The organism is Streptomyces sp. B21-083 (assembly GCF_036898825.1).
Taxonomy (GTDB): Bacteria; Actinomycetota; Actinomycetes; order Streptomycetales; family Streptomycetaceae; genus Streptomyces.
This window is the reverse complement of record NZ_JARUND010000002.1, coordinates 3,897,971-3,923,583: the sequence shown is the minus strand read 5'-3', so window position 1 is coordinate 3,923,583 and position 25,613 is coordinate 3,897,971. Positions and strand designations below refer to the sequence as shown.

22 protein-coding genes and 1 tRNA gene are annotated in these 25,613 nt (G+C 70.6%); 19 read left to right on the top strand and 4 right to left on the bottom strand.

Annotation, left to right across the window (positions count from 1 at the left end; genetic code table 11):
• Positions 1-223 precede the first annotated feature (223 nt).
• Together QA861_RS41545 and QA861_RS41540 are read left to right on the top strand one after the other, a co-directional pair.
• Positions 224-1,639 carry an NAD-dependent malic enzyme gene (locus tag QA861_RS41545; protein WP_334594082.1) on the top strand — a complete coding sequence of 472 codons (1,416 nt, stop codon included), beginning with the start codon at positions 224-226 and terminating at the stop codon, positions 1,637-1,639.
• Positions 1,640-1,998: 359 nt separating this feature from the next.
• The gene (locus QA861_RS41540; RefSeq protein ID WP_006374476.1) at positions 1,999-2,280 is read left to right on the top strand and encodes an HU family DNA-binding protein; all 282 of its coding nucleotides are present in this window, start codon (positions 1,999-2,001) and stop codon (positions 2,278-2,280) included.
• Between the two features lie 307 nt (positions 2,281-2,587).
• On the opposite strand, the gene murA is transcribed toward QA861_RS41540, so the two are convergent.
• Entirely contained in the window at positions 2,588-3,934 is a 1,347-nt protein-coding gene (gene murA / locus QA861_RS41535; RefSeq protein WP_334595016.1) for a UDP-N-acetylglucosamine 1-carboxyvinyltransferase, read from the bottom strand.
• Between the two features lie 303 nt (positions 3,935-4,237).
• Here murA and QA861_RS41530 point away from each other — a divergent pair, with 303 nt between their 5' ends.
• The 11 genes from QA861_RS41530 to QA861_RS41480 all read left to right on the top strand — a co-directional run bounded on the left by QA861_RS41530 (position 4,238) and on the right by QA861_RS41480 (position 16,709).
• Positions 4,238-4,813, top strand: coding sequence for a YqgE/AlgH family protein (locus QA861_RS41530; RefSeq protein WP_334594080.1), 576 nt, complete (start codon positions 4,238-4,240; stop codon positions 4,811-4,813).
• A 29-nt stretch (positions 4,814-4,842) separates the two neighbouring features.
• A complete protein-coding gene (locus QA861_RS41525) occupies positions 4,843-5,139 on the top strand; it encodes a DUF3039 domain-containing protein (protein ID WP_006374451.1) in 297 nt (98 codons plus the stop codon).
• Positions 5,140-5,422: 283 nt separating this feature from the next.
• Positions 5,423-6,739, top strand: coding sequence for an extracellular solute-binding protein (locus tag QA861_RS41520; RefSeq protein WP_334594077.1), 1,317 nt, complete (start codon positions 5,423-5,425; stop codon positions 6,737-6,739).
• A 41-nt stretch (positions 6,740-6,780) separates the two neighbouring features.
• Entirely contained in the window at positions 6,781-7,692 is a 912-nt protein-coding gene (locus tag QA861_RS41515) for a carbohydrate ABC transporter permease (protein WP_334594076.1), read from the top strand.
• Entirely contained in the window at positions 7,692-8,678 is a 987-nt protein-coding gene (locus tag QA861_RS41510) for a carbohydrate ABC transporter permease (protein WP_443041645.1), read from the top strand. Before QA861_RS41515 ends, QA861_RS41510 begins: the two co-directional genes overlap by 1 nt.
• A 37-nt stretch (positions 8,679-8,715) precedes the next feature.
• On the top strand, positions 8,716-10,341 hold the full coding sequence (locus QA861_RS41505; protein WP_334595014.1) for a beta-N-acetylhexosaminidase: 1,626 nt from the start codon (positions 8,716-8,718) through the stop codon (positions 10,339-10,341).
• Positions 10,342-10,631: 290 nt separating this feature from the next.
• Positions 10,632-11,525 carry an FAD binding domain-containing protein gene (locus QA861_RS41500; protein ID WP_334594075.1) on the top strand — a complete coding sequence of 298 codons (894 nt, stop codon included), beginning with the start codon at positions 10,632-10,634 and terminating at the stop codon, positions 11,523-11,525.
• On the top strand, positions 11,522-13,237 hold the full coding sequence (locus QA861_RS41495) for a 2Fe-2S iron-sulfur cluster-binding protein (protein WP_443041644.1): 1,716 nt from the start codon (positions 11,522-11,524) through the stop codon (positions 13,235-13,237). The genes QA861_RS41500 and QA861_RS41495 overlap by 4 nt, the downstream gene beginning before the upstream one ends.
• Complete coding sequence (locus tag QA861_RS41490) at positions 13,234-15,543, top strand: xanthine dehydrogenase family protein molybdopterin-binding subunit (protein WP_334594074.1); 2,310 nt, start codon at positions 13,234-13,236, stop codon at positions 15,541-15,543. Before QA861_RS41495 ends, QA861_RS41490 begins: the two co-directional genes overlap by 4 nt.
• Positions 15,540-15,683 (top strand): hypothetical protein, encoded by a 144-nt coding sequence (locus QA861_RS41485; protein ID WP_334594072.1) that lies wholly within the window; start codon positions 15,540-15,542, stop codon positions 15,681-15,683. Before QA861_RS41490 ends, QA861_RS41485 begins: the two co-directional genes overlap by 4 nt.
• Positions 15,684-15,842: 159 nt before the next feature.
• A complete protein-coding gene (locus tag QA861_RS41480) occupies positions 15,843-16,709 on the top strand; it encodes an SUKH-4 family immunity protein (protein ID WP_334594071.1) in 867 nt (288 codons plus the stop codon).
• Between the two features lie 21 nt (positions 16,710-16,730).
• On the opposite strand, the gene QA861_RS41475 is transcribed toward QA861_RS41480, so the two are convergent.
• On the bottom strand, positions 16,731-17,264 hold the full coding sequence (locus QA861_RS41475; RefSeq protein WP_334594069.1) for a VOC family protein: 534 nt from the start codon (positions 17,262-17,264) through the stop codon (positions 16,731-16,733).
• A 182-nt stretch (positions 17,265-17,446) separates the two neighbouring features.
• Positions 17,447-17,518, bottom strand: a tRNA-Cys gene (locus tag QA861_RS41470).
• Positions 17,519-17,783: 265 nt separating this feature from the next.
• Here QA861_RS41470 and QA861_RS41465 point away from each other — a divergent pair.
• From QA861_RS41465 to QA861_RS41440, 6 genes are all read left to right on the top strand, one after another.
• Positions 17,784-19,247 carry an MFS transporter gene (locus QA861_RS41465; protein ID WP_334594068.1) on the top strand — a complete coding sequence of 488 codons (1,464 nt, stop codon included), beginning with the start codon at positions 17,784-17,786 and terminating at the stop codon, positions 19,245-19,247.
• Positions 19,248-19,279: 32 nt separating this feature from the next.
• Positions 19,280-19,477 carry a hypothetical protein gene (locus QA861_RS41460; protein WP_334594067.1) on the top strand — a complete coding sequence of 66 codons (198 nt, stop codon included), beginning with the start codon at positions 19,280-19,282 and terminating at the stop codon, positions 19,475-19,477.
• Entirely contained in the window at positions 19,477-19,845 is a 369-nt protein-coding gene (locus QA861_RS41455; protein ID WP_334594066.1) for a type II toxin-antitoxin system death-on-curing family toxin, read from the top strand. The genes QA861_RS41460 and QA861_RS41455 overlap by 1 nt, the downstream gene beginning before the upstream one ends.
• Before the next feature lie 141 nt (positions 19,846-19,986).
• Entirely contained in the window at positions 19,987-21,795 is a 1,809-nt protein-coding gene (locus tag QA861_RS41450; RefSeq protein WP_334594065.1) for a DEAD/DEAH box helicase, read from the top strand.
• Positions 21,796-22,122: 327 nt separating this feature from the next.
• On the top strand, positions 22,123-22,764 hold the full coding sequence (locus tag QA861_RS41445) for an IclR family transcriptional regulator (RefSeq protein ID WP_334594063.1): 642 nt from the start codon (positions 22,123-22,125) through the stop codon (positions 22,762-22,764).
• A 130-nt stretch (positions 22,765-22,894) separates the two neighbouring features.
• The gene (locus tag QA861_RS41440; protein ID WP_334594061.1) at positions 22,895-23,686 is read left to right on the top strand and encodes a S16 family serine protease; all 792 of its coding nucleotides are present in this window, start codon (positions 22,895-22,897) and stop codon (positions 23,684-23,686) included.
• 54 nt (positions 23,687-23,740) lie between these two features.
• Here the strand turns inward: QA861_RS41440 and QA861_RS41435 are convergent, their stop codons facing one another.
• A complete protein-coding gene (locus tag QA861_RS41435; RefSeq protein WP_334594060.1) occupies positions 23,741-25,558 on the bottom strand; it encodes an RICIN domain-containing protein in 1,818 nt (605 codons plus the stop codon).
• Positions 25,559-25,613: the final 55 nt, after the last annotated feature.

The following is a 25,613-nucleotide window of genomic DNA, read 5'->3' as shown; positions in this document are numbered from 1 at the left end:
CCGCGAGGCGAGCATGGCGGGTCGGTGCCACTGAACATCAAGAGGTCCACGCCACGAAGTGGCGTGGACCTCTTTGTGCTGCAGACCTAGCTGAAGACCTTGCCGGAGAACTTATTGAGAACAAAACGTTCGCAATCGAGGCCCCGCTACCAGCTACTCCACGGTAGGTGCGACGATCGGACGGCAAACCAAGCATCAGGGTGAAAGCAGAAGGAAGTCGGCCATGGCAACGGCGCCCAGCGTCTCCTACTCGATCACGGTCCGGTTGGAGGTGCCCGCGAGCGGAACCGCGGTCTCCCAGATCACCACCGCCGTGGAGTCCTCCGGAGGCTCGGTGACCGGCCTCGACGTCACCGCTTCCGGCCACGAACTGCTCCGTATCGACGTCACGATCGCGGCGACCTCGACCGCGCACGCCGACGAGATCGTGCAGAAGCTCCGCGGCATCGAGGGCGTCAGCCTCGGCAAGGTCTCGGACCGTACGTTCCTCATGCACCTCGGCGGCAAGATCGAGATGGCGTCCAAGCACCCCATCCGCAACCGTGACGACCTCTCGATGATCTACACCCCGGGCGTGGCCCGCGTGTGCATGGCGATCGCCGAGAACCCCGAGGACGCCCGCCGTCTCACCATCAAGCGCAACACCGTCGCCGTCGTGACCGACGGCTCGGCGGTCCTGGGCCTCGGCAACATCGGCCCGATGGCCGCCATGCCGGTCATGGAGGGCAAGGCGGCCCTCTTCAAGCGCTTCGCCGACATCGACGCCTGGCCGCTGTGCCTGGACACCCAGGACACGGACGAGATCGTCGCGATCGTCAAGGCGATCGCCCCGGGCTTCGCCGGCATCAACCTGGAGGACATCTCGGCGCCGCGCTGCTTCGAGATCGAGGCCCGGCTGCGCGAGGCCCTCGACATTCCCGTCTTCCACGACGACCAGCACGGCACCGCGATCGTCGTCCTCGCCGCCCTCACCAACGCCCTGCGCGTCACCAACAAGTCGATCGGTGACATCCGGGTCGTCATGTCCGGCGCCGGCGCGGCCGGTACGGCCATCCTCAAGCTGCTGATCGCGGCCGGCGTCAAGCAGGCGGTCGTCGCCGACATCCAGGGCGTCGTCCACGCGGGCCGCGCCGACCTGGTGAACGCAGCGCCGGACTCCCCGCTGCGCTGGATCGCCGACAACACCAACCTCGACGGCCTCACCGGCACCCTCAAGGAGGCCGTGCGCGGCGCCGACGTCTTCATCGGCGTCTCGGCCCCGAACGTCATCGACGGTGACGACGTGGCCGCGATGGCCGAGGGCTCGATCGTGTTCGCGCTCGCGAATCCCGACCCCGAGGTCGACCCGGCGATCGCCCGCCAGACGGCCGCGGTCGTGGCCACCGGCCGCTCGGACTTCCCGAACCAGATCAACAACGTGCTGGTCTTCCCGGGTGTCTTCCGCGGTCTCCTGGACGCGCAGTCCCGCACGGTCAACACCGAGATGATGCTCGCGGCGGCGACCGCACTCGCGAACGTCGTCTCCGAGGACGAGCTGAACCCGAACTACATCGTGCCCAGCGTCTTCAACGACAAGGTCGCGGGCGCGGTGGCCGGCGCGGTGCGGGACGCCGCGAAGGCGGCGGCCGCCACCGAGTAGGCGTCCGCAGGGGGCCGACGCGCCCCATGTGTGACGGTTGCCACGGGCCCCCGTACCGGCGCGTCGGGGGCGCCAGGCCCCCGGGCGCCTCTAGGGTGGCGGCCAGGTTCAGCCTGTCGGCCCCGGCCGCTGACGCTTTCCGTCCGACTCCCAAGGGTGTTCGTCTGACTCCCAGGGGTGCCGGATTGGCTTTCCCGCCGCAGGTGGGGGCAGGATGCGTCTTCGGGCGTGAGGGTCCGACGGCGGACCCGGGTCCGGGGACCCACCGAGGACCCTGGCAGCATCGGCTTCGCTGTGCCCCCCATGCGGTTCCACCGCGGGGCACGCCTCAACAGCAAGAAGAACACGGGAGTAACAACATGAACCGCAGTGAGCTGGTGGCCGCCCTGGCCGACCGCGCCGAGGTCACCCGCAAGGACGCCGACGCCGTTCTGGCCGCGTTCGCCGAGACCGTCGGTGAGATCGTCGCCAAGGGCGACGAGAAGGTCACCATCCCCGGCTTCCTGACCTTCGAGCGCACCCACCGTGCCGCTCGCACCGCTCGCAACCCGCAGACCGGCGACCCGATCGACATCCCCGCCGGCTACAGCGTCAAGGTTTCCGCGGGCTCCAAGCTCAAGGAAGCGGCCAAGGGCAAGTAACGGCGCCTGTTCGCCGTCGCGGCTTGGCGCCGTGGGCGACTGCGGGGCCGCCTGTGGCTGGTCGCGCAGTTCCCCGCGCCCCTTGAGGGGCGCCGTAGCTGACGCCGATGGGGCGGTCACCCGAATTCGGGTGACCGCCCCATCGGCGTTCGTACGACCGCGACTAGCCGAGCGCCTTGCCCGGCAGCTCGACCTTCGCGCCCAGCTCGACGAGCTTCTCCATGCTGTGCCTGTCCGGGGGATAACCCCCGGACCCCCAGCCGAGGCCCGGAATCGGCCTGGGTGGCAGTGGCGAGGTGAGGTGTGGTTAGCCGAGCGCCTTGCCCGGCAGCTCCACCTTCGCGCCCAGTTCCACCAGCTTCTCCATGAAGTTCTCGTAGCCCCGGTTGATCAGGTCGATGCCGTGCACCCTGGACGTCCCCTGGGCGGCCAGGGCGGCGATGAGGTACGAGAAGCCGCCCCGGAGGTCCGGGATGACGAGATCGGCGCCCTGGAGGCGCGTGGGGCCCGACACGACCGCCGAGTGCAGGAAGTTGCGCTGGCCGAAGCGGCAGTGGGAGCCGCCGAGGCACTCGCGGTAGAGCTGGATGTGCGCACCCATCTGGTTGAGCGCGGAGGTGAAGCCGAGGCGCGACTCGTACACCGTCTCGTGGACGATGGACAGACCGGTGGCCTGCGTCAAGGCGACGACCAGCGGCTGCTGCCAGTCGGTCTGGAAACCGGGGTGTACGTCCGTCTCCAGGGCGATCGACTTCAACTGGCCGCCCGGGTGCCAGAAGCGGATGCCCTCGTCGTCGATCTCGAAGGCACCGCCCACCTTCCGGTAGGTGTTCAGGAACGTCATCATCGACCGCTGCTGGGCGCCGCGGACATAGATGTTGCCCTCGGTCGCCAGCGCCGCGGACGCCCACGACGCGGCCTCCAGGCGGTCCGGAAGGGCCGCGTGGGTGTAACCGCCGAGCGAGTCCACGCCGGTGACGCGGATCGTGCGGTCGGTGTCCATGGCGATGATCGCGCCCATCTTCTGCAGTACGCAGATGAGGTCCTCGATCTCGGGCTCCACGGCCGCGTTGGACAGCTCGGTGGTGCCCTCCGCCAGCACCGCCGTCAGCAGCACCTGCTCGGTCGCGCCCACGGACGGGTAGGGCAGCTGGATCTTCGTACCGCGCAGCCGCTGCGGAGCCTCCAGGTACTGCCCGTCCGCGCGCTTCTCGATCGTCGCGCCGAACTTCCGCAGCACCTCGAAGTGGAAGTCGATCGGCCGGCCGCCGATGTCGCAGCCGCCGAGACCCGGGATGAACGCGTGTCCGAGGCGGTGCAGAAGGGGGCCGCAGAGCAGGATCGGGATCCGGCTCGAACCCGCGTGCGCGTCGATGTCGGCGACGTTCGCGCTCTCCACGTGCGACGGGTCCATGATCAGCTCGCCGGGCTCCTCACCCGGACGGACCGTCACCCCGTGCAGCTGCAGCAGCCCGCGGACGACCCGGACGTCACGGATGTCGGGGACGTTGCGCAGTCGACTCGGCCCGCTGCCCAGCAGGGCGGCGACCATGGCCTTCGGTACGAGGTTCTTCGCACCGCGGACACGGATCTCGCCCTCCAGCGGGGTGCCGCCGTGGACAATCAGTACGTCGTCTGTGCCGTTGACCGTCATGTATCTCGCGTTCCGGTGAGTTGGGCGGGGGGTGTTGGCGGGCCCGTCGTGCAGGACGCGGTCGTACAGGCACGCGCCGGAGCCGAAGAGCAAGGGTAATCGCCGCACACCCCCCTTCCGTAAGCCCAAGCACCGCTCAGCCGTGTCATAGGTTTGCCACAACACGAACCGTTCGCCGCCGGGCACATGCGGTCACCGGTGCGGGCACGCGCCCCGTCCCGCTTCCGTACCCCCTGACCTGCCTTGCCCCCGGTACCCCGATTGGCTCCCCGCACAGAGGGAAGATGCGAGATCATGTCTGGCATGACCGAGGTGTCCTCGCTCACAGGGCGACTGCTCGTGGCAACGCCCGCCCTGGCGGACCCGAACTTCGACCGCGCGGTGGTGCTCCTTCTCGACCACGACGAGAAGGGTTCCGTCGGCGTAGTCCTCAACCGTCCTACGCCGGTCGAGGTCGGCGACATCCTGGAGGGCTGGGCCGAACTCGCGGGTGAACCCGGGGTCGTCTTCCAGGGCGGCCCGGTCTCCCTCGACTCGGCGCTCGGTGTCGCGGTCATCCCCGGCGGCGGCGGATCCGGCGAGCGCGTCCCTCTCGGCTGGCGGCGCGTGCACGGCGCGATCGGCGTCGTCGACCTGGAAACGCCGCCGGAGCTGCTCGCGAAGGCCCTCGGGTCGCTGCGTATCTTCGCCGGGTACTCGGGCTGGGGTCCGGGGCAGCTGGAGGACGAGCTGGCGGACGGCGCCTGGTACGTCGTCGAGTCGGAGCCCGGAGACGTCTCCTCCCCGGCGCCGGAACGCCTGTGGCGCGAGGTTCTCAGACGCCAGCGCAGCGAACTGGCGATGGTCGCGACCTACGCGGACGACCCTTCGCTCAACTGACGGGTGTGACCTTCAGTACCCTTGCGTTTATGAGCACTCTTGAGCCTGAGACCCAGCCCCAGCGCGGGACTGGTACGGGGACCCTCGTCGAGCCCGCGCCGCAGACCTCGCACGGCGACGGCGACCACGAGCGCTTCGCCCACTATGTCCAGAAGGACAAGATCATGGCCAGCGCGGTCGACGGGACTCCCGTCGTGGCGCTGTGCGGCAAGGTGTGGGTGCCGGGCCGCGACCCGAAGAAGTACCCGGTGTGTCCCATGTGCAAGGAGATCTACGAGTCCATGGGATCCGGCGGCGACGAGGGCAAGGGCGACGGCAAGAAGTAGGGCCGTACCGGCGGCTGTTCGGTAGTTGGGCTGTTCGGCGGTCCGGCAGCCCCGCTATCCGGTCGCGCGGTGGTCAGAGGTCCTCAGGGTGCGATTTGCCGCGCCCTGGGGACCTTTGTGCTGTCTGTCGTTGCACGGAATGCGTCGGCCGGTCACAGAGTGGTGGAGACGTGGTCAAGACCTCTTGTGGCCATGTCCCTGTAGTCCATAGCCTCCCTTGGTGTTGTGCAGAGCGAAACATCCATTGCGCATGTTGCAACGCTTTCACCGGAGGAAACGTCAGATGAACCTCTCTGTCCGATCTGCCCGACTGGCAGCCTCCGTGGCGGCCCTGACCCTCGCCGGGCTCACCGCCACCGCTTGTGCCCCCGAGGCGTCGGACAACTCCTCCTCCGGCAAGGACGAGCAGACCGGCACCCTGCGTGTGTGGCTCTTCCAGGAGGTCGGCAACACCCCGAAGGAGAAGGTCGTCACCTCGGCCGTCGACGCCTTCGAGAAGGCCCACAAGGGCGCCGACGTCAAGGTCGAGTACATCCCTGTCGAGACCCGCGCCCAGCGCATCAAGGCCGCCTTCAACGACCCGAAGAGCGCCCCCGACGTCATCGAGTACGGCAACACGGACACCGCCGGTTACGTCGCCGACGGCGGACTCCTCGACGTCAGCAAGGAGTTCGCGGCCTGGGGCGAGGCGAAGGACGCCGACCCGACCGCCCGTCAGTCGGTCACCGTCGACGGAAAGGTCTACGGCGCCCCCTTCTTCGTGGGCGTTCGCGCCCTGTACTACCGCACCGACATCTTCAAGGAACTCGGCCTCGAAGTCCCGAAGACCATGGCTGAGTTGACGACCACCGCGCACGCGATCCGGACGGCGAAGCCCGACCTGTACGGCCTCGCGGTCGGCGGCGCCTTCACCTATGGCGCGATGCCCTTCATCTGGGCCAACGGTGGCGAACTCGCCACCGGCCGGGGCGGCTCGTACGCCTCTGCCATCGACAGCGCCGCCGCCCAGAAGGGCATCAAGGCCTACACCTCCCTCTTCGGTGACGACAACTGCCCGGCCGCCAAGTGCGCCGGCATGGGCGGCAACGACACCATCACCGCGTTCGCCGCGGGCAAGGCCGGCATGGCGATCGGCGGCGACTTCAACCACACGGCCGTCGAGGCGGGCAAGGTCAAGGGCGACTACGCGGTCGTACCGCTGCCGGGCGTCACGGCCGGCTCGGTGGCACCGGCGTTCGCGGGCGGGAACAACCTCGGTGTGCTGAACAGCACTTCGCACCGCACGCTCGCCGTCGCCCTGATGGAACAGCTCGCCTCGAAGCGGACGCAGACCGAACTCTTCGACGCCATGGGCTTCCTGCCGACGTTCGCCGACACGCGCGACGCGGTCGCCAGGAAGCAGCCGTACGTCGCGCCCTTCGTGAAGACCCTCGCCGCGGGGACCAAGTTCGTGCCGGCGTCTCCCGCCTGGTCCCAGATCGACTCCTCGCTGGTCCTGCCGACGATGTTCCAGGAGATCGTCAGCGGCAAGAAGGATGTCGCGGCGGCTTCGGTTGCGGCGGCGCAGAAGATGGACGAGGCGTTTGGCTCCGCCGGGTGACGCCTACGCCTAATGGGCCGGGGGGCGCGGATCGGCGGCGGGTGCGGGTCGTGAGTGGCTTGTCGCGCAGTTCCTCGCGCCCCTATCTCGTGACCCCCTGGCTTTATCTTGCCCCTGCTCTTGTGATCCTCGGTGGGTTGCTTCTCTACCCCATCTATCAGCTTGGGTTGATCTCGTTCTTCCAGTACACCCAGGCGCAGGTCAGTGGTGGTGCGCCTACCACCTTCGAGGGGTTCGCCAACTACCGGGAGATCTTCTCCGACCGGCAGTTCTGGCAGGTGTTGCTGGCGACCGTTCTCTTCGCGGCGGCCTGTGTCGTCTCCACACTCGGCGTCGGCTGCGCCCTCGCCGTGCTGCTCACCCGCGTTCGCGCCCTGCCCCGGCTCGCGTTGATGCTGGCGGCGCTCGGCGCGTGGGCGACGCCCGCGGTCACCGGGTCCACGGTCTGGCTGCTGCTCTTCGACCCCGACTTCGGGCCGGTCAACCGGGTGTTGGGCCTCGGCGACCACTCATGGACGTACGGCCGGCTCAGCGCCTTCTTCCTGGTGTTGCTCGAAGTGGTGTGGTGCTCCTTCCCGTTCGTCATGGTCACGGTGTACGCCGGCATCCGCGCCGTACCGGCCGAGGTGCTGGAGGCGGCGGCTCTCGACGGCGCTTCCCAACTGCGCATCTGGCGCTCGGTGCTGGCGCCGATGCTCCGCCCGATCCTGGTGGTCGTCACCATCCAGTCGGTCATCTGGGACTTCAAGGTCTTCACCCAGATCTACGTGATGACGAACGGAGGCGGCATCGCGGGCCAGAACCTCACCCTCAACGTGTACGCCTACCAACAGGCCTTCGCCTCCTCCCGGTACAGCCTCGGCTCGGCGATCGGGATCGTGATGCTGCTGATCCTGCTCGCCGTGACCCTCGTGTACCTGCGGCTGCTGCGCAGGCAGGGGGAGGAGCTGTGATGTCCGGCAACGTTGTCCAAGAGGGCCGAGGGGCCCGGGGGGCCCGGGGGGCCCGGGGGATCCGGGGGATCCGGGGGATCCGGGGGATCCGGGGGATCCGGGGGATCCGGGGGATCCGGGGGATCCGGGGGATCCGGGGGATCCGGGGTGTTCACCGTTTCGTACGGCGGCCCTGGCGGCTGGCCGCCGAGGTGTCGGCGCTGCTGATCGCGGCCGTCGTCGCCTTCCCCCTTTACTGGATGGTGCTCAGCGCCTTCAAACCGGCCGGCGAGATCGAGTCGACCGAGCCGCGTCCCTGGACACTCGACCCTTCCCTGGACTCCTTCCGGCGTGTCTTCGGGCAGCAGGAATTCGGCCGGTACTTTCTCAACAGCCTGGTCGTCGCCTGCACGGTGGTCGTCGTCTCGGCGCTGATCGCCTTTCTCGCGGCGACCGCCGTGACCCGATTCCGGTTCCGTTTCCGGACCACCCTGCTGATCATGTTCCTGGTGGCCCAGATGGTGCCCGTGGAGGCGCTCACGATCCCGCTGTTCTTCCTCATGCGGGACTTCGGGCAGCTGAACACGCTGGGCGCCCTGATCCTGCCGCACATCGCCTTCTCGCTGCCGTTCGCGATCTGGATGCTGCGGGGTTTTGTGAAGGCGGTTCCGGAGGCGCTGGAGGAGGCCGCGTACATCGACGGGGCGAGCCGGTCGCGATTCCTCTGGCAGATCCTTTTCCCGCTGGTCTTCCCGGGGCTGGTGGCCACCAGCGTGTTCTCCTTCATCTCGGCCTGGAACGACTTCCTGTTCGCCAAGTCGTTCATCATCAGCGACACCTCCCAGTCGACGCTGCCGATGGCCCTGCTGGTCTTCTACAAGCCCGACGACCCGGACTGGGGTGGCGTGATGGCCGCCTCGACGGTGATGACGATTCCGGTGCTGGTGTTCTTCGTACTCGTGCAGCGCCGACTGGTGTCGGGGCTCGGTGGAGCGGTTAAGGACTGACGTGACTCACATGACTGATGTGACTGGCGTGACATCGATGACGGGTCTGGTTCCCGCGCCCCGCCGCGTCGTCGCGGGTTCCGGCGAGGTGCGGCTGTCGGCGCATTCCCGGCTCTACGTCGGCACCGGGGCTGAGGGTGTCGGTCACTGGCTGCGCACCGTCCTCTGGCAGGCCACCGGCCTGCCGCTGCGCGAGGGCCGCGAACTCGACGACACCGACGGGGACGGCATCGGGCTCCAGCTCGATCCAGAACTCGCCCCCGAGGAGTACCGCCTAGTCAGCGACCCGTCCGGCGTCCTCATCGAGGGCGGCAGCGCGGCCGGGGTCTTCTGGGGCGCCCAGACACTGCGGCAGCTGCTCGGCCCCGACGCGTACCGAAAGGCCCCGCTCGGCCGCGACCGTGTCTGGGGCGTGCCGCACATCACCGTCGAGGACAGCCCCCGCTTCCGCTGGCGCGGACTCATGCTCGACGTCGCCCGGCACTTCATGCCCAAGGAAGGCGTCCTGCGCTACCTGGACCTGATGGCGGCGCACAAACTCAACGTCTTCCACTTCCATCTGACGGACGACCAGGGCTGGCGCGTCGAGATCAAGCGGTACCCGAGGCTGACGGAGGTCGGTTCGTGGCGGGCCCGGACCAAATTCGGCCACCGTGCCTCACCGCTCTGGGAGGAGAAGCCGCACGGGGGCTTCTACACCCAGGACGACATCCGCGAGATCGTCGCCTACGCCGCCGAGCGGCATATCAGCGTGGTCCCCGAAATCGACGTACCGGGGCACTCGCAGGCCGCGATCGCCGCGTATCCGGAACTCGGCAACACAGACGTCATCGACACGACCTCCCTCTCCGTCTGGGACACCTGGGGCATCAACCAAAACGTACTCGCCCCCACTGACAACACCCTGCGCTTCTTCGAGGGCGTCTTCGAGGAAGTCCTCGGCCTGTTCCCGGGGGAGTTCGTGCACATCGGCGGTGACGAGTGCCCCAAGGACCAGTGGCGGCAGTCGCCCACCGCGCAGGCCCGGGTCCACGAACTCGGGCTCGTGGACGAGGACGGGCTGCAGTCGTGGTTCATCGGACACTTCGACAAGTGGCTCACCGCGCGCGGGCGTCGGCTCATCGGCTGGGACGAGATCCTGGAGGGCGGTCTCGCACCGGGCGCCGCCGTCTCCTCCTGGCGCGGATACGCGGGCGGCATCACTGCCGCGCGCGCGGGTCACGACGTCGTCATGTGCCCCGAACAGCAGGTGTACTTGGACCACCGTCAGCACGAGGGCACCGACGAACCCGTCCCCATCGGGTACGTCCGCACACTGGAGGATGTCTTCCGTTTCGAGCCGGTTCCCCCGGAGTTGGGCCCGAAGGAGACGCGGCACGTCCTCGGCACCCAGGCCAACCTGTGGACCGAGGTGATGGAGGACGCGGGGCGCGTGGACTACCAGGCCTTTCCTCGGCTGGCCGCCTTCGCGGAGGTCGCCTGGAGCGCCCTGCCCGCCCCCGCGACACGGGACTTCGCCGACTTCGAACGCCGGATGACCGCCCACTACGGGCGACTTGACGCCCTCGGCGTCGGTTACCGGCCGCCCGCCGGGCCACGTCCGTGGCAACAGCGGCCCGGCGTTCTCGGACGCCCGATCGAGGGAACGCCCCCGAACGTGTGAGGCGGCCGGGGAATCGGTGTGTCGCCGTAAGCGGGGCACCGGGACTTCGAAAACCCGTCCCCTGCGAGGAGAAACGCACACAAGGGGCACCGAAGAGCGCAATTGGAACTGATCGGCGATGCCGTGCGAAAACGGACCATCCGCCTGGCGAGAGGGGTGAATGCCTCCTAGCGGACCCCCGCGTTCGGGTCTCGCGAGAATGTGCCAGAGTTGCCACGTCCGCCCTGTCAGCACGTACCGTACGGCAACACAGGTGGGACCAGGTGGGGCAGCGGGAAGGGGCAGCCGGTTTGACCACGCACGCACCGCAGGCGGCGCAGGCCGTGACGCTGCCCGCCTCGCTGGACGAGGCCGTCGCGGCGCTCGCCGCCATGCCGACGGCCGTCCCCGTGGCGGGCGGCACCGACCTCATGGCCACCGTCAATTCCGGGCAGCTCAGGCCCGCCGCACTCGTCGGCCTCGGCCGGATCAGCGAGATCCGCGGCTGGCAGTACCAGGACGGCCACGCCCTGCTCGGCGCCGGACTCACCCACGCGCGGATGGGCCGCCCCGACTTCGCCGCACTGATCCCGGCCCTGGCCGCCTCCGCGCGTGCCGCGGGCCCGCCGCAGATCCGTAACGCGGGCACCCTGGGCGGCAACATCGCGACGGCCGCCCCTACGGGGGACGCGCTTCCCGTACTGGCCGCCCTGGAGGCGACGCTGATCATCGCGGGCCCCGGTGGCGCCCGCCGGGAGATCCCGGTGTCGCACCTGCTGGCCGGCGTGGAGCTGCTGCGCGCCGGTGAACTCATCGGCTTCGTGCGCGTGCCCCTGCTGCACGCGCCCCAGGTCTTCCTGAAGGCCACCGGACGCACCGGCCCCGGGCGCGCCCTCGCGTCCGTCGCGCTCGTCCTCGACCCCGCCCGGCGCGGAGTCAGGTGCGCCGTCGGCGCCATAGCGCCGATGCCGCTGCGCCCCCTGGACGCCGAGCAGTGGGTCGCCCGGCTCATCGACTGGGACAACAACCGCACGATCGTCCCGGAGGCACTGGGTGCCTTCGGCGAGTACGTCGCCGCGGCCTGCATTCCCGACGCGGTTCCGGCCGAGGACGGCTCCGTACCACCGCTTCCGCCCGCGGTCCTGCATCTGCGGCGCACCGTCGCCGCGCTGGCCCGACGAGCACTGGGGAGGGCACTGTCGTGACCGACGACCAGTACGGCGACGACCAGTACGGAGACCGGCGCGGGAGTCAACAACGGGAGCAGCCCGGGGACCAGCGCGCGGAAGGCGCTCCCCGTGGCGGGGGCCGTTGGGACCCGCTGCCCCAGGGTGACTACGACGACGGTGCCACCGCTTTCGTGAAGCTCCCCGAAGGGGGCATCGACGCGTTCCTGGCCTCCGTGGACAGCCCGCTCGCCGCGCCCGGCCACGGCTACGTACCCCCGCAGATAGCTGCGGCGCCGGGGCCCGAGGACGGCTCCCAGGGTGCTCCGGGCGCGTGGGGGATGCCGCCCGCGCCCCCCGGGGGCGCCCAGTGGCCGGACCCGAACGCCGTGCCCCAGGAGGCCGCGCCGCAGGACGGGTTCAGCTACGACCAGAGTTCCACCGGCCAGTGGGCCTTCGACCAGGGAACCGGCGCGCCGGACGCCGCGGCTCCCGGAGTCCCGGGCCGCGAGGTCACCGGGGAGTGGCGGATCCCCGTCGCCGGGGGCGACCTCCCGGACGAATCGGGCGAGTTCAGTACGTCGGCGCTGGTCGAGCAGTGGGGTGGCACGCCGCCCGCCACGCTCCCTGGTGGCGCGCCCGCGCCCTGGGCGACGGAGGGAGCGGGCCAGCCCTGGGCGGCCGGAATCGACCCCGAGCCGGCATCGGACGGCACGATGGGCGCGGGGACGACGTACGCGCCCGAAACCGGGCACGATACGGAGCGCCAAACGGGCGGCTCCGGTCGTACGGCCGACGGGATCGGTCACCCGGCCGACGTATCCGGTCACGCCGGTACGGAAGCGGGTCACGCGGCCGACGATGACGATCATGGCTCCGCCGAGGTCCCGCACGACCCCGCCGAAGGGCCTGACGGCCCCGCAGAAGCCGCCGCGGAGCTCGAGGCTGCTCCCGGGCCGGAAAGCCCGCCGGAGGCCGCTGAGGAGGCCGTGGCGGGTGAGCCGGACGCGGACACCGAGGCATCCGGTGCCACGGCGACCGACGAGGAGCCCGCCACAGAGCCCGACGTCGCCGACGCGACCCCCGGACTCCCCGGCGAGGAACACCCCCTCGCCTCCTACGTGCTGCGCGTCAACGGCTCCGACCGGCCCGTCACCGACGCCTGGATCGGCGAGTCGCTGCTCTACGTACTGCGCGAGCGCCTCGGCCTCGCCGGCGCCAAGGACGGCTGCTCCCAGGGCGAGTGCGGGGCCTGCAACGTCCAGGTGGACGGACGGCTCGTCGCGTCCTGCCTGGTGCCCTCGGTCACCGCCGCCGGCAGCGAGGTGCGCACCGTCGAGGGCCTCGCCACCGAGGGCCGGCCCTCGGACGTACAGCGGGCGCTCGCCAAGTGCGGTGCCGTGCAGTGCGGTTTCTGCGTCCCCGGGATGGCGATGACCGTGCACGACCTCCTGGAGGGCAACCCCGCCCCGACCGAACTGGAGACGCGCCAGGCCCTGTGCGGCAACCTGTGCCGCTGCTCCGGCTACCGGGGCGTCCTGGAGGCGGTCCGCGAGGTCGTCGCCGAACGCGAGGCGCACGCCGCCGACGCCGACGGGGAGGACGGCGAGGCCCGCATCCCGCACCAGGCCGGACCGGGCGGAGGCGGCGTCAACCCCTCCGCGTTCGACGCCCCGGGCTTCGAACCCGCCCGCAACCACGACTCCCACGCGTATGACCAGGCTCACGGCCAGGACGGAGGCGAGACGTGAGCAACGAAGCCGCCACCGCGACCACCGCCGCGGACACCGCCCCCGACGCGGAGGCACTCCCGCACGGCCTCGGCGTGTCGCTGCCGGCCGCCGACGCGCGCGCCAAGACGGAGGGCACGTTCCCGTACGCGGCCGACCTGTGGGCCGAGGGCCTGCTGTGGGCCGCCGTACTGCGCTCACCGCACCCGCACGCGCGCATCCTCTCCATCGACACGACCCACGCGCGGGAGATGCCCGGCGTACGGGCCGTCGTGACGCACGAGGACGTGCCGGGGGTCGAGCTGCACGGCCGCGGCAGAGCCGACCGCCCGATGTTCGCCTCAGAGGTCGTCCGCCACCACGGGGAGCCCATCGCCGCGGTCGCCGCCGACCACCCGGACACCGCGCGCATGGCGGCGGCGGCCGTCATCGTCGAGTACGAAGTACTCGACCCGGTGACCGACCCCGAGCAGGCCTTCGAGGCCGAAGCGCTGCACCCCGACGGCAACCTGATCCGGCACATCCCCCTGCGGCACGGCGACCCGGACGCGATCGGCGAGATCGTCGTGGAGGGCCTCTACCGGATCGGCCGCCAGGACCCGGCCCCCATCGGCGCCGAGGCGGGCCTTGCCGTACCGCGCCCGGACGGCGGTGTGGAGCTGTACCTCGCCTCCACGGACCCGCACGCCGACCGCGACGCCGCGGCCGCCTGCTACGGCCTGGAACCGGAACGGGTGAAAGTGGTCGTCACGGGAGTCCCCGGCGCCACCGCCGACCGCGAGGACCAGGGCTTCCAGCTCCCCCTCGGCCTGCTGGCGCTCAAAACGGGCTGCCCGGTGAAACTGACGGCGACCCGCGAAGAGTCCTTCCTGGGCCACGTCCACAGACACCCCACCCTCCTCCGCTACCGCCACCACGCGGACGCCGACGGCAAGCTCGTCAAGGTCGAGGCACAGATCCTGCTCGACGCGGGCGCGTACGCGGACACCTCCGGGGAGGCCCTCGCGGCGGCTGTCTCCTTCGCCTGCGGCCCCTACGTCGTCCCCAACGCCTTCATCGAGGGCTGGGCGGTGCGCACCAACAACCCCCCCTCGGGCCATGTGCGCGGCGAGGGCGCCATGCAGGTCTGCGCGGCCTACGAGGCCCAGATGGACAAGCTGGCGAAGAAACTGGGCGCCGACCCGGCCGAGCTGCGCCTGCGCAACGCGATGGCCACCGGAGACGTCCTCCCGACCGGCCAGTCCGTCACCTGCCCCGCGCCGGTCGCCGAACTCCTCCAGGCGGTACGGGACTTCCCGCTGCCCCAGCTGCCCAAGGACACTCCCGAGGACGAGTGGCTGCTCCCGGGCGGCCCCGAGGGCGCGGGCGAGCCGAGCGCCGTCCGCAGGGGCGTCGGCTACGGCCTGGGCATGGTCCACATGCTCGGCGCCGAGGGCGCGGACGAGGTCTCGACGGCCACCGTAAAGGTCCACGACGGCATCGCCACGGTCCTGTGCGCGGCCGTGGAGACAGGCCAGGGCTTCACCACCCTGGCCCGCCAGATCGTCCAGGAGACGCTGGGCATCGACGAGGTCCAGGTGGCCCCCGTCGACACCGACCAGCCCCCGGCGGGCCCCGGCGCCAGGGGCCGCCACACCTGGGTGTCCGGCGGCGCGGTGGAACGGGCCGCGAAAATGGTCCGCACCCAGCTCCTCCAGCCCCTGGCGCACAAGTTCGGCATGTCCACGGAGCTGCTCCAGATCACCGACGGCAAGATCACCTCGTACGACGGTGTCCTGTCGACCACGGTGACGGAGGCCCTGGACGGCAAGGAACTGTGGGCCACGGCCCAGTGCCGCCCGCATCCCACGGAACCCCTCGACGAGGCGGGCCAGGGCGACGCCTTCGTGGGCCTCGCCTTCTGCGCGATCCGCGCGGTGGTGGACGTCGACATCGAGCTCGGCTCGGTACGCGTGGTGGAACTGGCGCTGGCCCAGGACGTCGGCCGCGTCCTCAACCCGGCGCAGCTGGCGGCCCGTATCGAGGCGGGCGTCACCCAGGGCGTCGGCATCGCCCTCACGGAGAACCTGCGCTCCGCGCGCGGGCTGATCCGCCACCCCGACCTCACGGGCTACGCCCTGCCGACCGCGCTGGACGCCCCCGACATCCGCATCGTCAAGCTGGTCGAGGAGCGGGACGTGGTCGCCCCCTTCGGCGCGAAGGCGGCGAGCGCGGTACCGGTGGTGACGTGCCCGGCGGCCATCGCGTCGGCGGTACGCGCGGCGACGGGCCGCCCGGTGAACCGCCTGCCGATCCGCCCCCAGGCCGCGGTGGTGACGACACCATGACGAATCCGAGTCCGGCTCCGAATCCGGAGGAGCCGCAGCGCTACGAACCCGGGCCGACGCCCGGCAAGGTGCTGGCGTGGGTGCTGCTGTTCCTGGTGGCGGCGGTCGTGGTCGTCGTGGGTGGCGTGTACTTCGGCTGAGGGCGGACGGTCGACCGCCGATTTGGGCCTTCGTCCCAGGCCAGAGGCCGTTGTCAGTGGTGCCGCGTAGTGTTCTGGGCAGTGGGAGGGCCTGCCGGGCAGCGGACGTTTTCGACGTCGCGTCCGGGGGACCGTGAGCAACCATGCGCGGGGGAAACGATGAGCACGACGATCACTCTGACCAGGGGCAAGCCGCTGACGCGCGTAGGACTGCCTGCCGGCAAGGGCCAGGTGAGGTTCGGCGCACCGCGCACCGGAGCAGTGCGTACCGGGGCCCTGCGGACGGTGGCGGACTCGACACACAACAGCCCCGCCCCGCTGGACCGGCGCCCGCCCGCCTCCTCGCTGGAAGTGCTGCGGCGGTTCGCGGCGGCGACGGAGGAGATGGCAGCAGCGCGAGGCCAACTGGCCTTCTCCGTAGACGGGTTCGGCCCGCGGACGCTGGCGGAGACCTCCCGGCACCTGCTGATGGTGTTCGCCCGGGGCACCAGCGGCGATGTGCTGCCGTACTGGAAGATGGCCGCCCTGATCCGCCCCCTGGCCCGGATCGCCGCCGCCGGCGCGGAGTCGGGCCTCGCCCTCGACCTGCCCGCCCGGCTCCTTGAGCAGGAGTTCGGCCACGCCAAGGTGGCCCGCTTCGAGGACGTCGACTTCCCGGCCCCGCTCACCCACGAGCCGACCCGCCGCTTCCTGAGCTGCACGGGACTCCCGGAGGACGGCACCCACTTCCACCTGGACACCGACATACCGCTGCCGACGCTCGCGGAGTACCGCGCGGACGAGGATGACGCATACCCGGCGACCGAACTCCCGGAGGCCGCAGGCGACTTGATCCGCCTGGGCCACCTGTCGGGGAGCAACAGCCTGGTCCTGGACGGCAGCACGGGCACGGTCCTCACCTGGAACGAGGCAGAGGCAACCCTGCACCGCCTCAACACGGACGTCTCGACCCTCGCCTTCACGCTGTGGCTGCTGCGCCGCGCGCAGACGATCGACTTCGACGGCGAGGCGGGCAGGGTGCTCTGAGAGCCGGCTGTCCGGCGTGGGTCAGCCGGTTGGCCTCACGGGTGTACTGCTGCGCCCGTGGTGACGACCACTGAGCTCGGCGTCGAACGTCTCCTGGGCCACGCGCATGGCATCGGCGTACACGGGGTCCTGCAGTCGCTTCCACATCTCCTCCTCGGAGACGTCCTCGACGCGGCTGACCACCCACCAGATGTTCCCGAAGGGGTCCTTGACGCGGCCTCCGCGCTGGCCGAAGGCGTGGGTCGCCGCAGCGGTGACGACGCGGCCGCCGGCGGCGAGGGCTTGCGCGAACGCCTTGTCCGCGTCGGCGACGAACACGCGCAGCAGACTCGGCATGACAGGCCAGTCAGCACTCCGGTCGAAGGCAAGGACGACGGTGTCACCGACGCGGATCTCGCCGTGTCCGACGGAGCCGTGCTCCGTCAGCACCCGCCCCAACTCCTCTCCGTCGAACGCCTGGGTGACGAAGTCGAGGAACGCCCCCGTGTCGTCGGTGACGACCCAGGGCGCGACGGTGGTGTAGCCCTCCGGTGCGGCGCTGGTCTGCTCGGGCATCGTGGTCCTCTCGTCGGTGCCGATCGGCGGCACGACGCTAGGTGGGATGTAGGTCTGGTTCTGTCCCAGATGCGCCAGGTACGCCAGATTCGCCAGATGAGGCGAAGACCAGGGTGAACGGCAGCTGGGGCAACCCTCTCCAGGAGGGCCGCCCCAGCTGTACGCGACGGTCGGGCTGTTTGAGGCCGTGGCGGGAATCGAACCCGCGTAATTCGCTTTGCAGGCGAATCCCTGAACCACTCGGGCACACGGCCGGGTCGGGAGCGGAGGGTGGGGGTGGGCTTGGTGGCCGTTCCCTTGTCCGGTCCGAACTTGGTGACTTGACCGTAGGGGCGGGGAGCGCACGGGAACAAGGGAACCGGGCGCGCTGCAACGGGACTGCCACACGCCGTTCATGAACGGGGGCGGGGAGAGGGCGGGGGAGAGGGTCGGCATTCCTCGGGCGTACGACCAAGGTCTCGGGCCGGTCCCGACCTCCGACAGGGGTCAACGCCAGGGATGACCCTTACGCTGGCCTGCATGACCACCCTGGAACCGGGCGACACGGGCGTCGCACCCGACACCGCCGACGCGGACACCCCTTCGGCTGCCGTACCCGGTGAGGGGGTGCTGGGGCGTTCCTATCGGGCGCTCAGCATCGGGATCGTGTCCGTCGTGCTGCTGATCGCCTTCGAGGCGACCGCCGTGGGCACGGCCATGCCCGTGGCGGCGCGGGAGCTGGACGGGGTGTCGCTGTACGCGTTCGCCTTCTCCGGGTACTTCACGACCAGCCTCTTCGGCATGGTGCTCGCCGGGCAGTGGTCCGACCGCAGGGGGCCGCTGGGGGCGCTGACCACCGGGATCGCCGCCTTCGCCGCCGGGTTGCTGCTGTCCGGGACCGCCGGGGTCATGTGGCTGTTCATCGCCGGGCGGGCCGTGCAGGGGCTGGGCGGTGGCCTGGTGATCGTCGCCTTGTACGTGGTCGTGGGGCGGGCTTATCCCGAGCGGTTGCGGGCGTCCATCATGGCCGCGTTCGCCGCCAGTTGGGTGGTGCCCTCCGTGGTCGGGCCGCTGGCCGCCGGTGCCGTCACCGAGCAGCTCGGCTGGCGGTGGGTGTTCGTCGGGATACCCGTGCTGGTCGTCTTTCCGCTCGCCCTCGCGCTCCCCCAGATACGGCGGCTGGCCGGCGGGGCCGTCAAGGAGGGGGCGCGGGACGAGCAGGGGGACCGGCGCCGTATCCGGCTGGCCTGCGGGATCTCGTTCGGCGCCGGGCTGCTTCAGTACGCCGCCCAGGACCTGAGGTGGTTCTCGCTTCTGCCCGGGCTCCTCGGTGTCTCGTTGCTCGTGCCCGCCGTGCTCGGGCTGCTTCCCCCGGGGACCTGGCGCGCCGCGCGCGGGCTGCCGTCCGTCGTGCTGCTGCGCGGGGTCGCCGCGGGGTCGTTCATCGCGGCCGAGTCCTTCGTACCGCTGATGCTCGTCACGCAGCGGGGGCTGTCGCCGACCCTGGCCGGGTTCTCGCTCGCGGCGGGGGGTGTCACGTGGGCGCTGGGGTCGTCCGTGCAGGCGCGGGCGCGGATGGAGCCGTACCGGGAGCGGCTGATGACGTACGGGATGGTGGCGGTCGCCCTCTCCATCGCCGCGGCGCCCGCCGTGCTGATCGACGCCGTGCCGGTGTGGGCCCTCGCGGTCGTGTGGGCGTTCGGGTGCTTCGGGATGGGGCTGGTGATCTCCAGCACCAGCGTGCTGCTGCTCCACCTCTCCGCCCCCGAGGAGGCCGGCGCCAACTCCGCCGCCCTGCAGATCTCCGACGGGCTGTCCAACGTGCTGCTGCTGTCGGCGGGGGGTGCGGCGTTCGCCGCGCTGGGCGGCGGGACGGTGAGCCACGCGGCGGCTGGAGCGTCCGGTTCGCATCCGGCCGCCTTCGCCGCCGTGTTCCTGCCGATGGCGGGGGTGGCGTTGGTGGGGGCTTGGGTGACTACGCGGCTGCGGGCGGAATCGCGGTGACACCAGCTGGTACCGCGTAGTACCGTTGCGGCATGGCTGGACTGAACCTGCGGTTTTCGGACGATGAGCTCGACGCCCTGCGTGACCGTGCGGCGGCGGAGGGGCGCAGCATGCAGGCCTTCGCGCACGACGCCGTGATCGCGGCCATAAACGAGCATTCGAGACTGTTCAACGAGGCCGCTGATCACGTACTGAAGGCCAGCGTCGAGCTGAACCGGAGGCTCGCCTGATGCACTACCTGACCCTCCCCGAGTTGCTGAACCTCGCGAAGCGGCTCGGGGTGGACGACGTGCGCGACTTCGGACTCCTGGACTCGGCCCTCGCGCGGCCTCAGTCGAGTGTGTTCGGGCAGGACGCCTATCCCGACGTCTGGCAGAAGGCCGCGGCGCTGATGGAGTCCCTCGCTCGCAACCACGCACTCATCGACGGGAACAAACGCATCGCCTGGTACGCGACCTGGGTTTTCCTGCACATGAACGGACATCCACTGGACGCGGAGTTCGACGTGGACGAGGCCGAGGCGTTCGTCCTGGACGTCTGTCAAGGTGCCCTGGACGTGCCGAAGATCGCCACCCGGTTGCCGCGCTTCGCGCGCTGACCCTCACGGACGTTGTGAGCTGAGTCCCATCCCCGGGCCCCCGCGTCGTACGCGCGTTGACAGGCCCGGGCCGCCGGTAGGGTGGCCCGGTTGTCATACGTAGCCCGAGCCCTCGGCTCCCGTTCGACCACCCCGGAGACCGTGACTACCACCGCCGCCGCTTCCGCCGGTACCGCAGCCAACCACCACCTCTCGCCCGCCTATCCCGGCCGTGCCCCCTGGGGTACCGCCAGCAAGCTGCGTGCCTGGCAGCAGGGGGCGATGGAGAGGTATCTCAAGGAGCAGCCGCGTGACTTCCTCGCCGTCGCCACTCCCGGCGCCGGCAAGACGACGTTCGCGCTGACGCTCGCCTCCTGGCTGCTGCACCACCATGTCGTGCAGCAGGTGACCGTGGTCGCGCCCACCGAGCATCTGAAGAAGCAGTGGGCCGAGGCGGCGGCGCGGATAGGGATCAAGCTCGACCCCGAGTACAGCGCCGGGCCGCTCAGCAAGGAGTACCACGGTGTCGCCGTGACGTACGCCGGTGTCGGGGTGCGGCCCATGCTGCACCGCAACCGCTGCGAGCAGCGCAAGACGCTCGTCATCCTCGACGAGATCCACCACGCCGGGGACAGCAAGTCCTGGGGCGAGGCCTGCCTGGAAGCCTTCGAGCCCGCCACCCGGCGCCTCGCGCTCACCGGTACGCCGTTCCGCTCCGACACCAACCCCATTCCCTTCGTCACGTACGAGGAAGGGAACGACGGGATCCGGCGGTCCTCCGCCGACTACACCTACGGCTACGGGAACGCGCTCGCCGACCATGTCGTGCGGCCCGTCATCTTCCTCTCCTACAGCGGGCAGATGCGGTGGCGGACCAAGGCGGGCGACGAGATCGCCGCCCGGCTCGGCGAACCGATGACCAAGGACGCGATCTCGCAGGCCTGGCGTACGGCGCTCGATCCGCGCGGCGAGTGGATGCCCAGCGTGCTGCGCGCCGCCGACAAACGGCTGACCGAGGTGCGCAAGGGCATCCCGGACGCCGGGGCGCTCGTCATCGCCACCGACCAGGAGTCCGCCCGCGCCTACGCCAAACTGATCCGCGACATCACGGGGACCAGGGCCACCGTCGTCCTCTCCGACGACACCGGCGCCTCCAACCGGATCGACGAGTTCGCGAACAACGACTCCCGCTGGATGGTCGCCGTCCGCATGGTGTCCGAGGGCGTCGACGTGCCCCGGCTGGCGGTCGGGGTCTACGCCACCACCATCTCCACCCCCCTCTTCTTCGCCCAGGCCGTCGGGCGCTTCGTGCGTTCCCGGCGGCGCGGCGAGACGGCCTCCGTGTTCCTGCCGACCGTCCCCGACCTCCTCACCTTCGCCAACGAGATGGAGGTCGAGCGCGACCACGCCCTCGACAAGCCGAAGAAGGAGGGCGAGGAGGACCCGTACGCCGAATCCGAGAAGGAGATGGAGGAGGCGAACCGGGAGGAGGACGAGGACACCGGGGAGCAGGAGCAGTTCTCCTTCGAGGCGCTGGAGTCCGACGCCGTCTTCGACCGGGTGCTGTACGACGGCGCCGAGTTCGGCATGCAGGCCCACCCGGGGAGCGAGGAGGAGCAGGACTACCTCGGGATCCCGGGGCTGCTGGAGCCCGACCAGGTGCAGCTGCTGCTGCAGAAGCGGCAGGCCCGGCAGATCGCGCACAGCCGTAAGAAGCCCGACGACGAGGCCGATCTACTCGAACTGCCGGCCGAGCGGCGGCCCGTGGTCTCCCACAAGGAGATGCTGGAGCTGCGCAAGCAGCTCAACACCATGGTCGGCGCGTACGTCCATCAGACGGGCAAGCCGCACGGGGTGATCCACACCGAACTGCGCCGAGCCTGCGGCGGGCCGCCGAGCGCGGAGGCGACCGCGGGACAGTTGCGACAGCGCATCACCAAAGTGCAGGAGTGGGCCACGCGAATGCGGTGACGGCCTCACCGCCGCCCGGGCTGTCCGCTGAGGGGCGTGTGCGGCCATGCACACGCCGTGCATATCGGGAGGAAGTGCGGGAGTCCGTACGGCGGAGTGACCGGATTCTGGACGGAGCCTTCCGCTGAGCGAACCGCCTTCGCTACTGTCCCCGCAACGCACACGCCCCGTGGCAGCGACGCCGCGGAGCGCAGTCGTGAAGCGACAGTGCCCGGGAGAGCCCGGGCCGCCGCCGATCGGCCGCCTCTGACGCGCGTCGCCCACGGGACCGGCGACGCATCCGCCGCCAGGGAGCTGCCGACCTCACCACGTGAAGGAGTGGGCGTCGTGACCGCGGAGACCTCCCAGACGCTCGACCGGGGACTGCGCGTCCTCAAGCTGCTCGCCGACACCGACCACGGTCTGACGGTCACCGAACTGTCGACCCGGCTCGGCGTGAACCGGACCGTCGTGTACCGCCTGCTGGCCACCCTGGAACAGCACGCGCTCGTACGGCGTGATCTGGGCGGCCGGGCCCGCGTCGGGCTGGGGGTGCTGCGACTCGGCAGCCAGGTGCATCCCCTCGTACGGGAGGCCGCGCTGCCCGCGCTCAGATCGCTGGCCGAGGACATAGGCGCCACGGCCCATCTGACCCTGGTCGACGGGACGGAGGCACTGGCCGTCGCCGTCGTCGAGCCGACCTGGACCGACTACCACGTGGCCTACCGGGCCGGTTTCCGCCACCCCCTGGAGCGCGGCGCGGCCGGCAAGGCCATCCTCTCCGCCCGGCAACAGCCCCCCACCGACCCCGGATACACCCTGACGCACGGCGAGCTGGAGGCCGGCGCGAGCGGGGCCGCGGCTCCGCTGATCGGCGTGACCGGTGTCGAGGGGAGCGTCGGGGTCGTGATGCTCGCCGACGTGGTGCCCGAGCGGGTGGGGCCGCGGGTCATGGACGCGGCCCGGGAAGTGTCCGAGGCGCTGCGCTGACCGGCGGGTCACCAGCAGGCCTTCCGTGGGCGTTGCCTGGGCCTCCCGTGGGCCTTCCGTGGGCCCTCCGTCGACGAGGGGCAGGGCAGCCGCCCCCGGCCGGAAAAGGCCCCCGCGTTAGATTGACCTCGTGCTCTCTCGCCTCACGCGCCCCTGGGCCGTCGCCGTCTGTGCCCTGCCCGTCGTGGCCCTGCTCGCCACGGCCGCGTTCGCGCCGCTGCCGTTCACTCTGGCGCAGCCCGGTCTGACGGCGAACGTTCTCGGCGAGAACAAGGGCGACCCGGTCATCACGATCACCGGCGGGACGCCCCGCGAGACCCGCGGCGAGCTGCGGATGACGACGATCGAGGCGACCGGCCCGGACACCCACGTGAGCCTCGGTGACGTACTCGACGGCTGGTTCCGTACCGACCAGGCGGTGATGCCGCGTGACTCGGTCTACCCGAGCGGGAACAGCACCAAGGAGATCGAGGCGCACAACACCGCCGAGATGAAGCAGTCGCAGGACGCGGCGGCCGAGGCGGCCCTGAAGTACCTGGACGAGGACTCCGGCAAGATCAAGGTCAGCCTGAAGCTCGCCGACGTCGGCGGCCCCAGCGCCGGGCTCCTCTTCTCCCTCGGCATCGTCGACAAGCTCGACGGCGACGGCAAGGGCGGCGACCTCACCGGCGGTCGTACCGTCGCCGGTACGGGGACGATCGACGCCGACGGCACGGTCGGGGCGGTGGGCGGGGTGGGTCTGAAGACCCAGGCCGCGCGGCGGGACGGCGCGACCGTCTTCCTGGTGCCGAAGGCGGAGTGCTCGGACGCCAGGTCGGAGCTTCCCAAGGGGCTGCGGCTGATCCCGGTGACGACCCTCAAGGGGGCGGTCGGGGCGTTGGTGGCGCTGGAGACGGGGAAGGGGGAGGTGCCGAGTTGCTGACTCGGCACCTCCCCTCCCGACCTCACTCCCGTCCCGACCTCACCTCACGTCAGCTCACTTGACCAGCTTCCAGTCCTGCGAGCCGTCCGTCGCCGCGTTCTGCAAGGTCAGCGGGGCTCCGGCGGACGCGCCGGTCAGGTACAGGGCCGTGTTCTTGAGCGACTGGAGCTTGTAGTAGCCGTCGGCCGTCTTGACCAGGTTCCAGCTGCCTGTCGCGCTGTTGTCGACCCACTGGCCGATGCGCTGGCCGACCGTCGCGTTGCCGGTCCAGATGGACGCCGAGCGACCGCCCGACCTGTTCAGCAGGGTCGTACCGCCGTTCGGCTCGGTCACCACGTGCCAGGACTGGGTGTCGGGGTTCGCCGCCGCCCCGGCGTCCTCAAGGACCACGTCGGGCGTGTCCCCGTTGCCGAGGTTGGCGTCGTTGGTCTTGTTGCCGGTGCCGATCACCTGGCCGGTCTTCCGGTTCAGCAACTGGTAGTAGGTGCCGCCCGAGTCACCGAGGTCGACCTCGGCGTAGGCGATCGTGGACGCGCCCTGGTTGTTGAGGATCGCCACGCGTCCGGTGGAGTCGACGTACTGCAGGTTGCGGCTGTAGCCGGCCGGCGAGGTCGTCTGGTACTCCGTCCACACCCCGTCGCTGCGCCCGCTCTCGTTGACCCAGACGTCGCCGCTGTTCGAGGCGTTGTACACCAGGCGTCCGTCGGGAATCCGGATGAGGACCGGGCTGCCGCCCGGCGAGAGGGGCTTGGAACCGGCGACGACCGGCAGCGCGCCGACGGACATGCCGGTCGGGGAGCCGCGGAAGAACTTCAGCGGGTTGTCGGCGATCACATAACGGGTGTTGGCCCCGCCGCCCCAGTACTCGAACGTGAGCAGCCATCTGCCGTCCGACGTGGCGACGACGTTGGTCATGCCCGGCCGGCCGCCGCCGATCTCCGTCTTGCCGCCGCCCATGTCCTGCTTGGACCCGGCGACGTCCACGACCGGGTCGCTCCATGCGGCGCCGCTGCCGTCCCAGGTGCGGTGGGCGAGGATCTGGCCGTGCGAGTCGGTGGCCGTGTCGTTCGCGGGGTCGAGGGTCGGGACGCCGGTGACCGGGTCGAAGCCGGTGTAGTCGTTCTCGTCGGAGTAGAAGCAGACCAGCTTGCCGCCGTAGACCATCAGGTACGGCTCCCAGAGGGGGTCCACCTGCCGGGACGTGTTCGCCGCCGCGACGTTCTGGCCGACCGCGCCCGCACTTCCGCCCTGCCAGCCCGCCGACGCGATGACGTTGACGACCTTCCAGCTCTTGCCCTCGTCGACGCTGGAGTACAGGGCGATCGCCAGATCCTTGCGGTCACCGTCGTTGTTCGGCGTCCAGTTGGGGTCCGCCGCCTTGTGCTCCTTGTAGTAGTAGTCATCGCCCGACACGACACTCGCCAGCAGCAGGGTGCCCTTCTTCAGCGCACCGACGTTCTGCGGAAGGACGTAGAGGTACGGGTTGGTCCAGTTGCTCGTGTACTTGGCGTACTTGGGATCGGTGGAGAGGTACGCGGGAGCCTTGACCTCGGACAGCGGCTGCCAGCTCGTGCCGGCGTCGTCGCTCTTGTAGACCGGGAGGGTCTGCCCGTCGGCGCTGCCCGAACTCGTCACGACCGTGGACTTCTCGAACGACGCGACCAGCCGCCCGCCGGGCAGCTCCGCCGACTTCGGGTAGATCGCGCAGTTGCCCCGGCCCTTCAGACACGGCTCGTTGCCGAGCTGGTAGAGGATCCCGCCGGTCGGGTCGTAGGCCTGCGCACTGGCCATGGGCACCGCCAGCAGGGCGCCCGCCGCGACGAGACTCCCCAGCGCCTTCGTCAGCTTTCCTCTACTCTGCGTTCTCCGCATCACCGCTCCGATCAGTGGGCCCCGATCCCACGCATGACTGCGTAGTCAGGCCGGA

Excerpts from the sequence above, each read along its gene's own strand:
- QA861_RS41525 (WP_006374451.1), top strand. The coding sequence starts at position 4,843 with ATGAGCACTCTTGAGCCTGAGACCCAGCCCCAGCGCGGGACTGGTACG.
- QA861_RS41475 (WP_334594069.1), bottom strand. The coding sequence starts at position 17,264 with ATGCCCGAGCAGACCAGCGCCGCACCGGAGGGCTACACCACCGTCGCG.
- QA861_RS41510 (WP_443041645.1), top strand. The coding sequence starts at position 7,692 with ATGTCCGGCAACGTTGTCCAAGAGGGCCGAGGGGCCCGGGGGGCCCGG.
- QA861_RS41485 (WP_334594072.1), top strand. The coding sequence starts at position 15,540 with ATGACGAATCCGAGTCCGGCTCCGAATCCGGAGGAGCCGCAGCGCTAC.
- QA861_RS41435 (WP_334594060.1), bottom strand. The coding sequence starts at position 25,558 with ATGCGGAGAACGCAGAGTAGAGGAAAGCTGACGAAGGCGCTGGGGAGT.
- QA861_RS41505 (WP_334595014.1), top strand. The coding sequence starts at position 8,716 with ATGACGGGTCTGGTTCCCGCGCCCCGCCGCGTCGTCGCGGGTTCCGGC.
- QA861_RS41530 (WP_334594080.1), top strand. The coding sequence starts at position 4,238 with ATGACCGAGGTGTCCTCGCTCACAGGGCGACTGCTCGTGGCAACGCCC.
- QA861_RS41465 (WP_334594068.1), top strand. The coding sequence starts at position 17,784 with ATGACCACCCTGGAACCGGGCGACACGGGCGTCGCACCCGACACCGCC.
- QA861_RS41545 (WP_334594082.1), top strand. The coding sequence starts at position 224 with ATGGCAACGGCGCCCAGCGTCTCCTACTCGATCACGGTCCGGTTGGAG.
- QA861_RS41540 (WP_006374476.1), top strand. The coding sequence starts at position 1,999 with ATGAACCGCAGTGAGCTGGTGGCCGCCCTGGCCGACCGCGCCGAGGTC.
- QA861_RS41460 (WP_334594067.1), top strand. The coding sequence starts at position 19,280 with ATGGCTGGACTGAACCTGCGGTTTTCGGACGATGAGCTCGACGCCCTG.
- QA861_RS41455 (WP_334594066.1), top strand. The coding sequence starts at position 19,477 with ATGCACTACCTGACCCTCCCCGAGTTGCTGAACCTCGCGAAGCGGCTC.
- QA861_RS41480 (WP_334594071.1), top strand. The coding sequence starts at position 15,843 with ATGAGCACGACGATCACTCTGACCAGGGGCAAGCCGCTGACGCGCGTA.
- QA861_RS41520 (WP_334594077.1), top strand. The coding sequence starts at position 5,423 with ATGAACCTCTCTGTCCGATCTGCCCGACTGGCAGCCTCCGTGGCGGCC.
- murA (WP_334595016.1), bottom strand. The coding sequence starts at position 3,934 with ATGACGGTCAACGGCACAGACGACGTACTGATTGTCCACGGCGGCACC.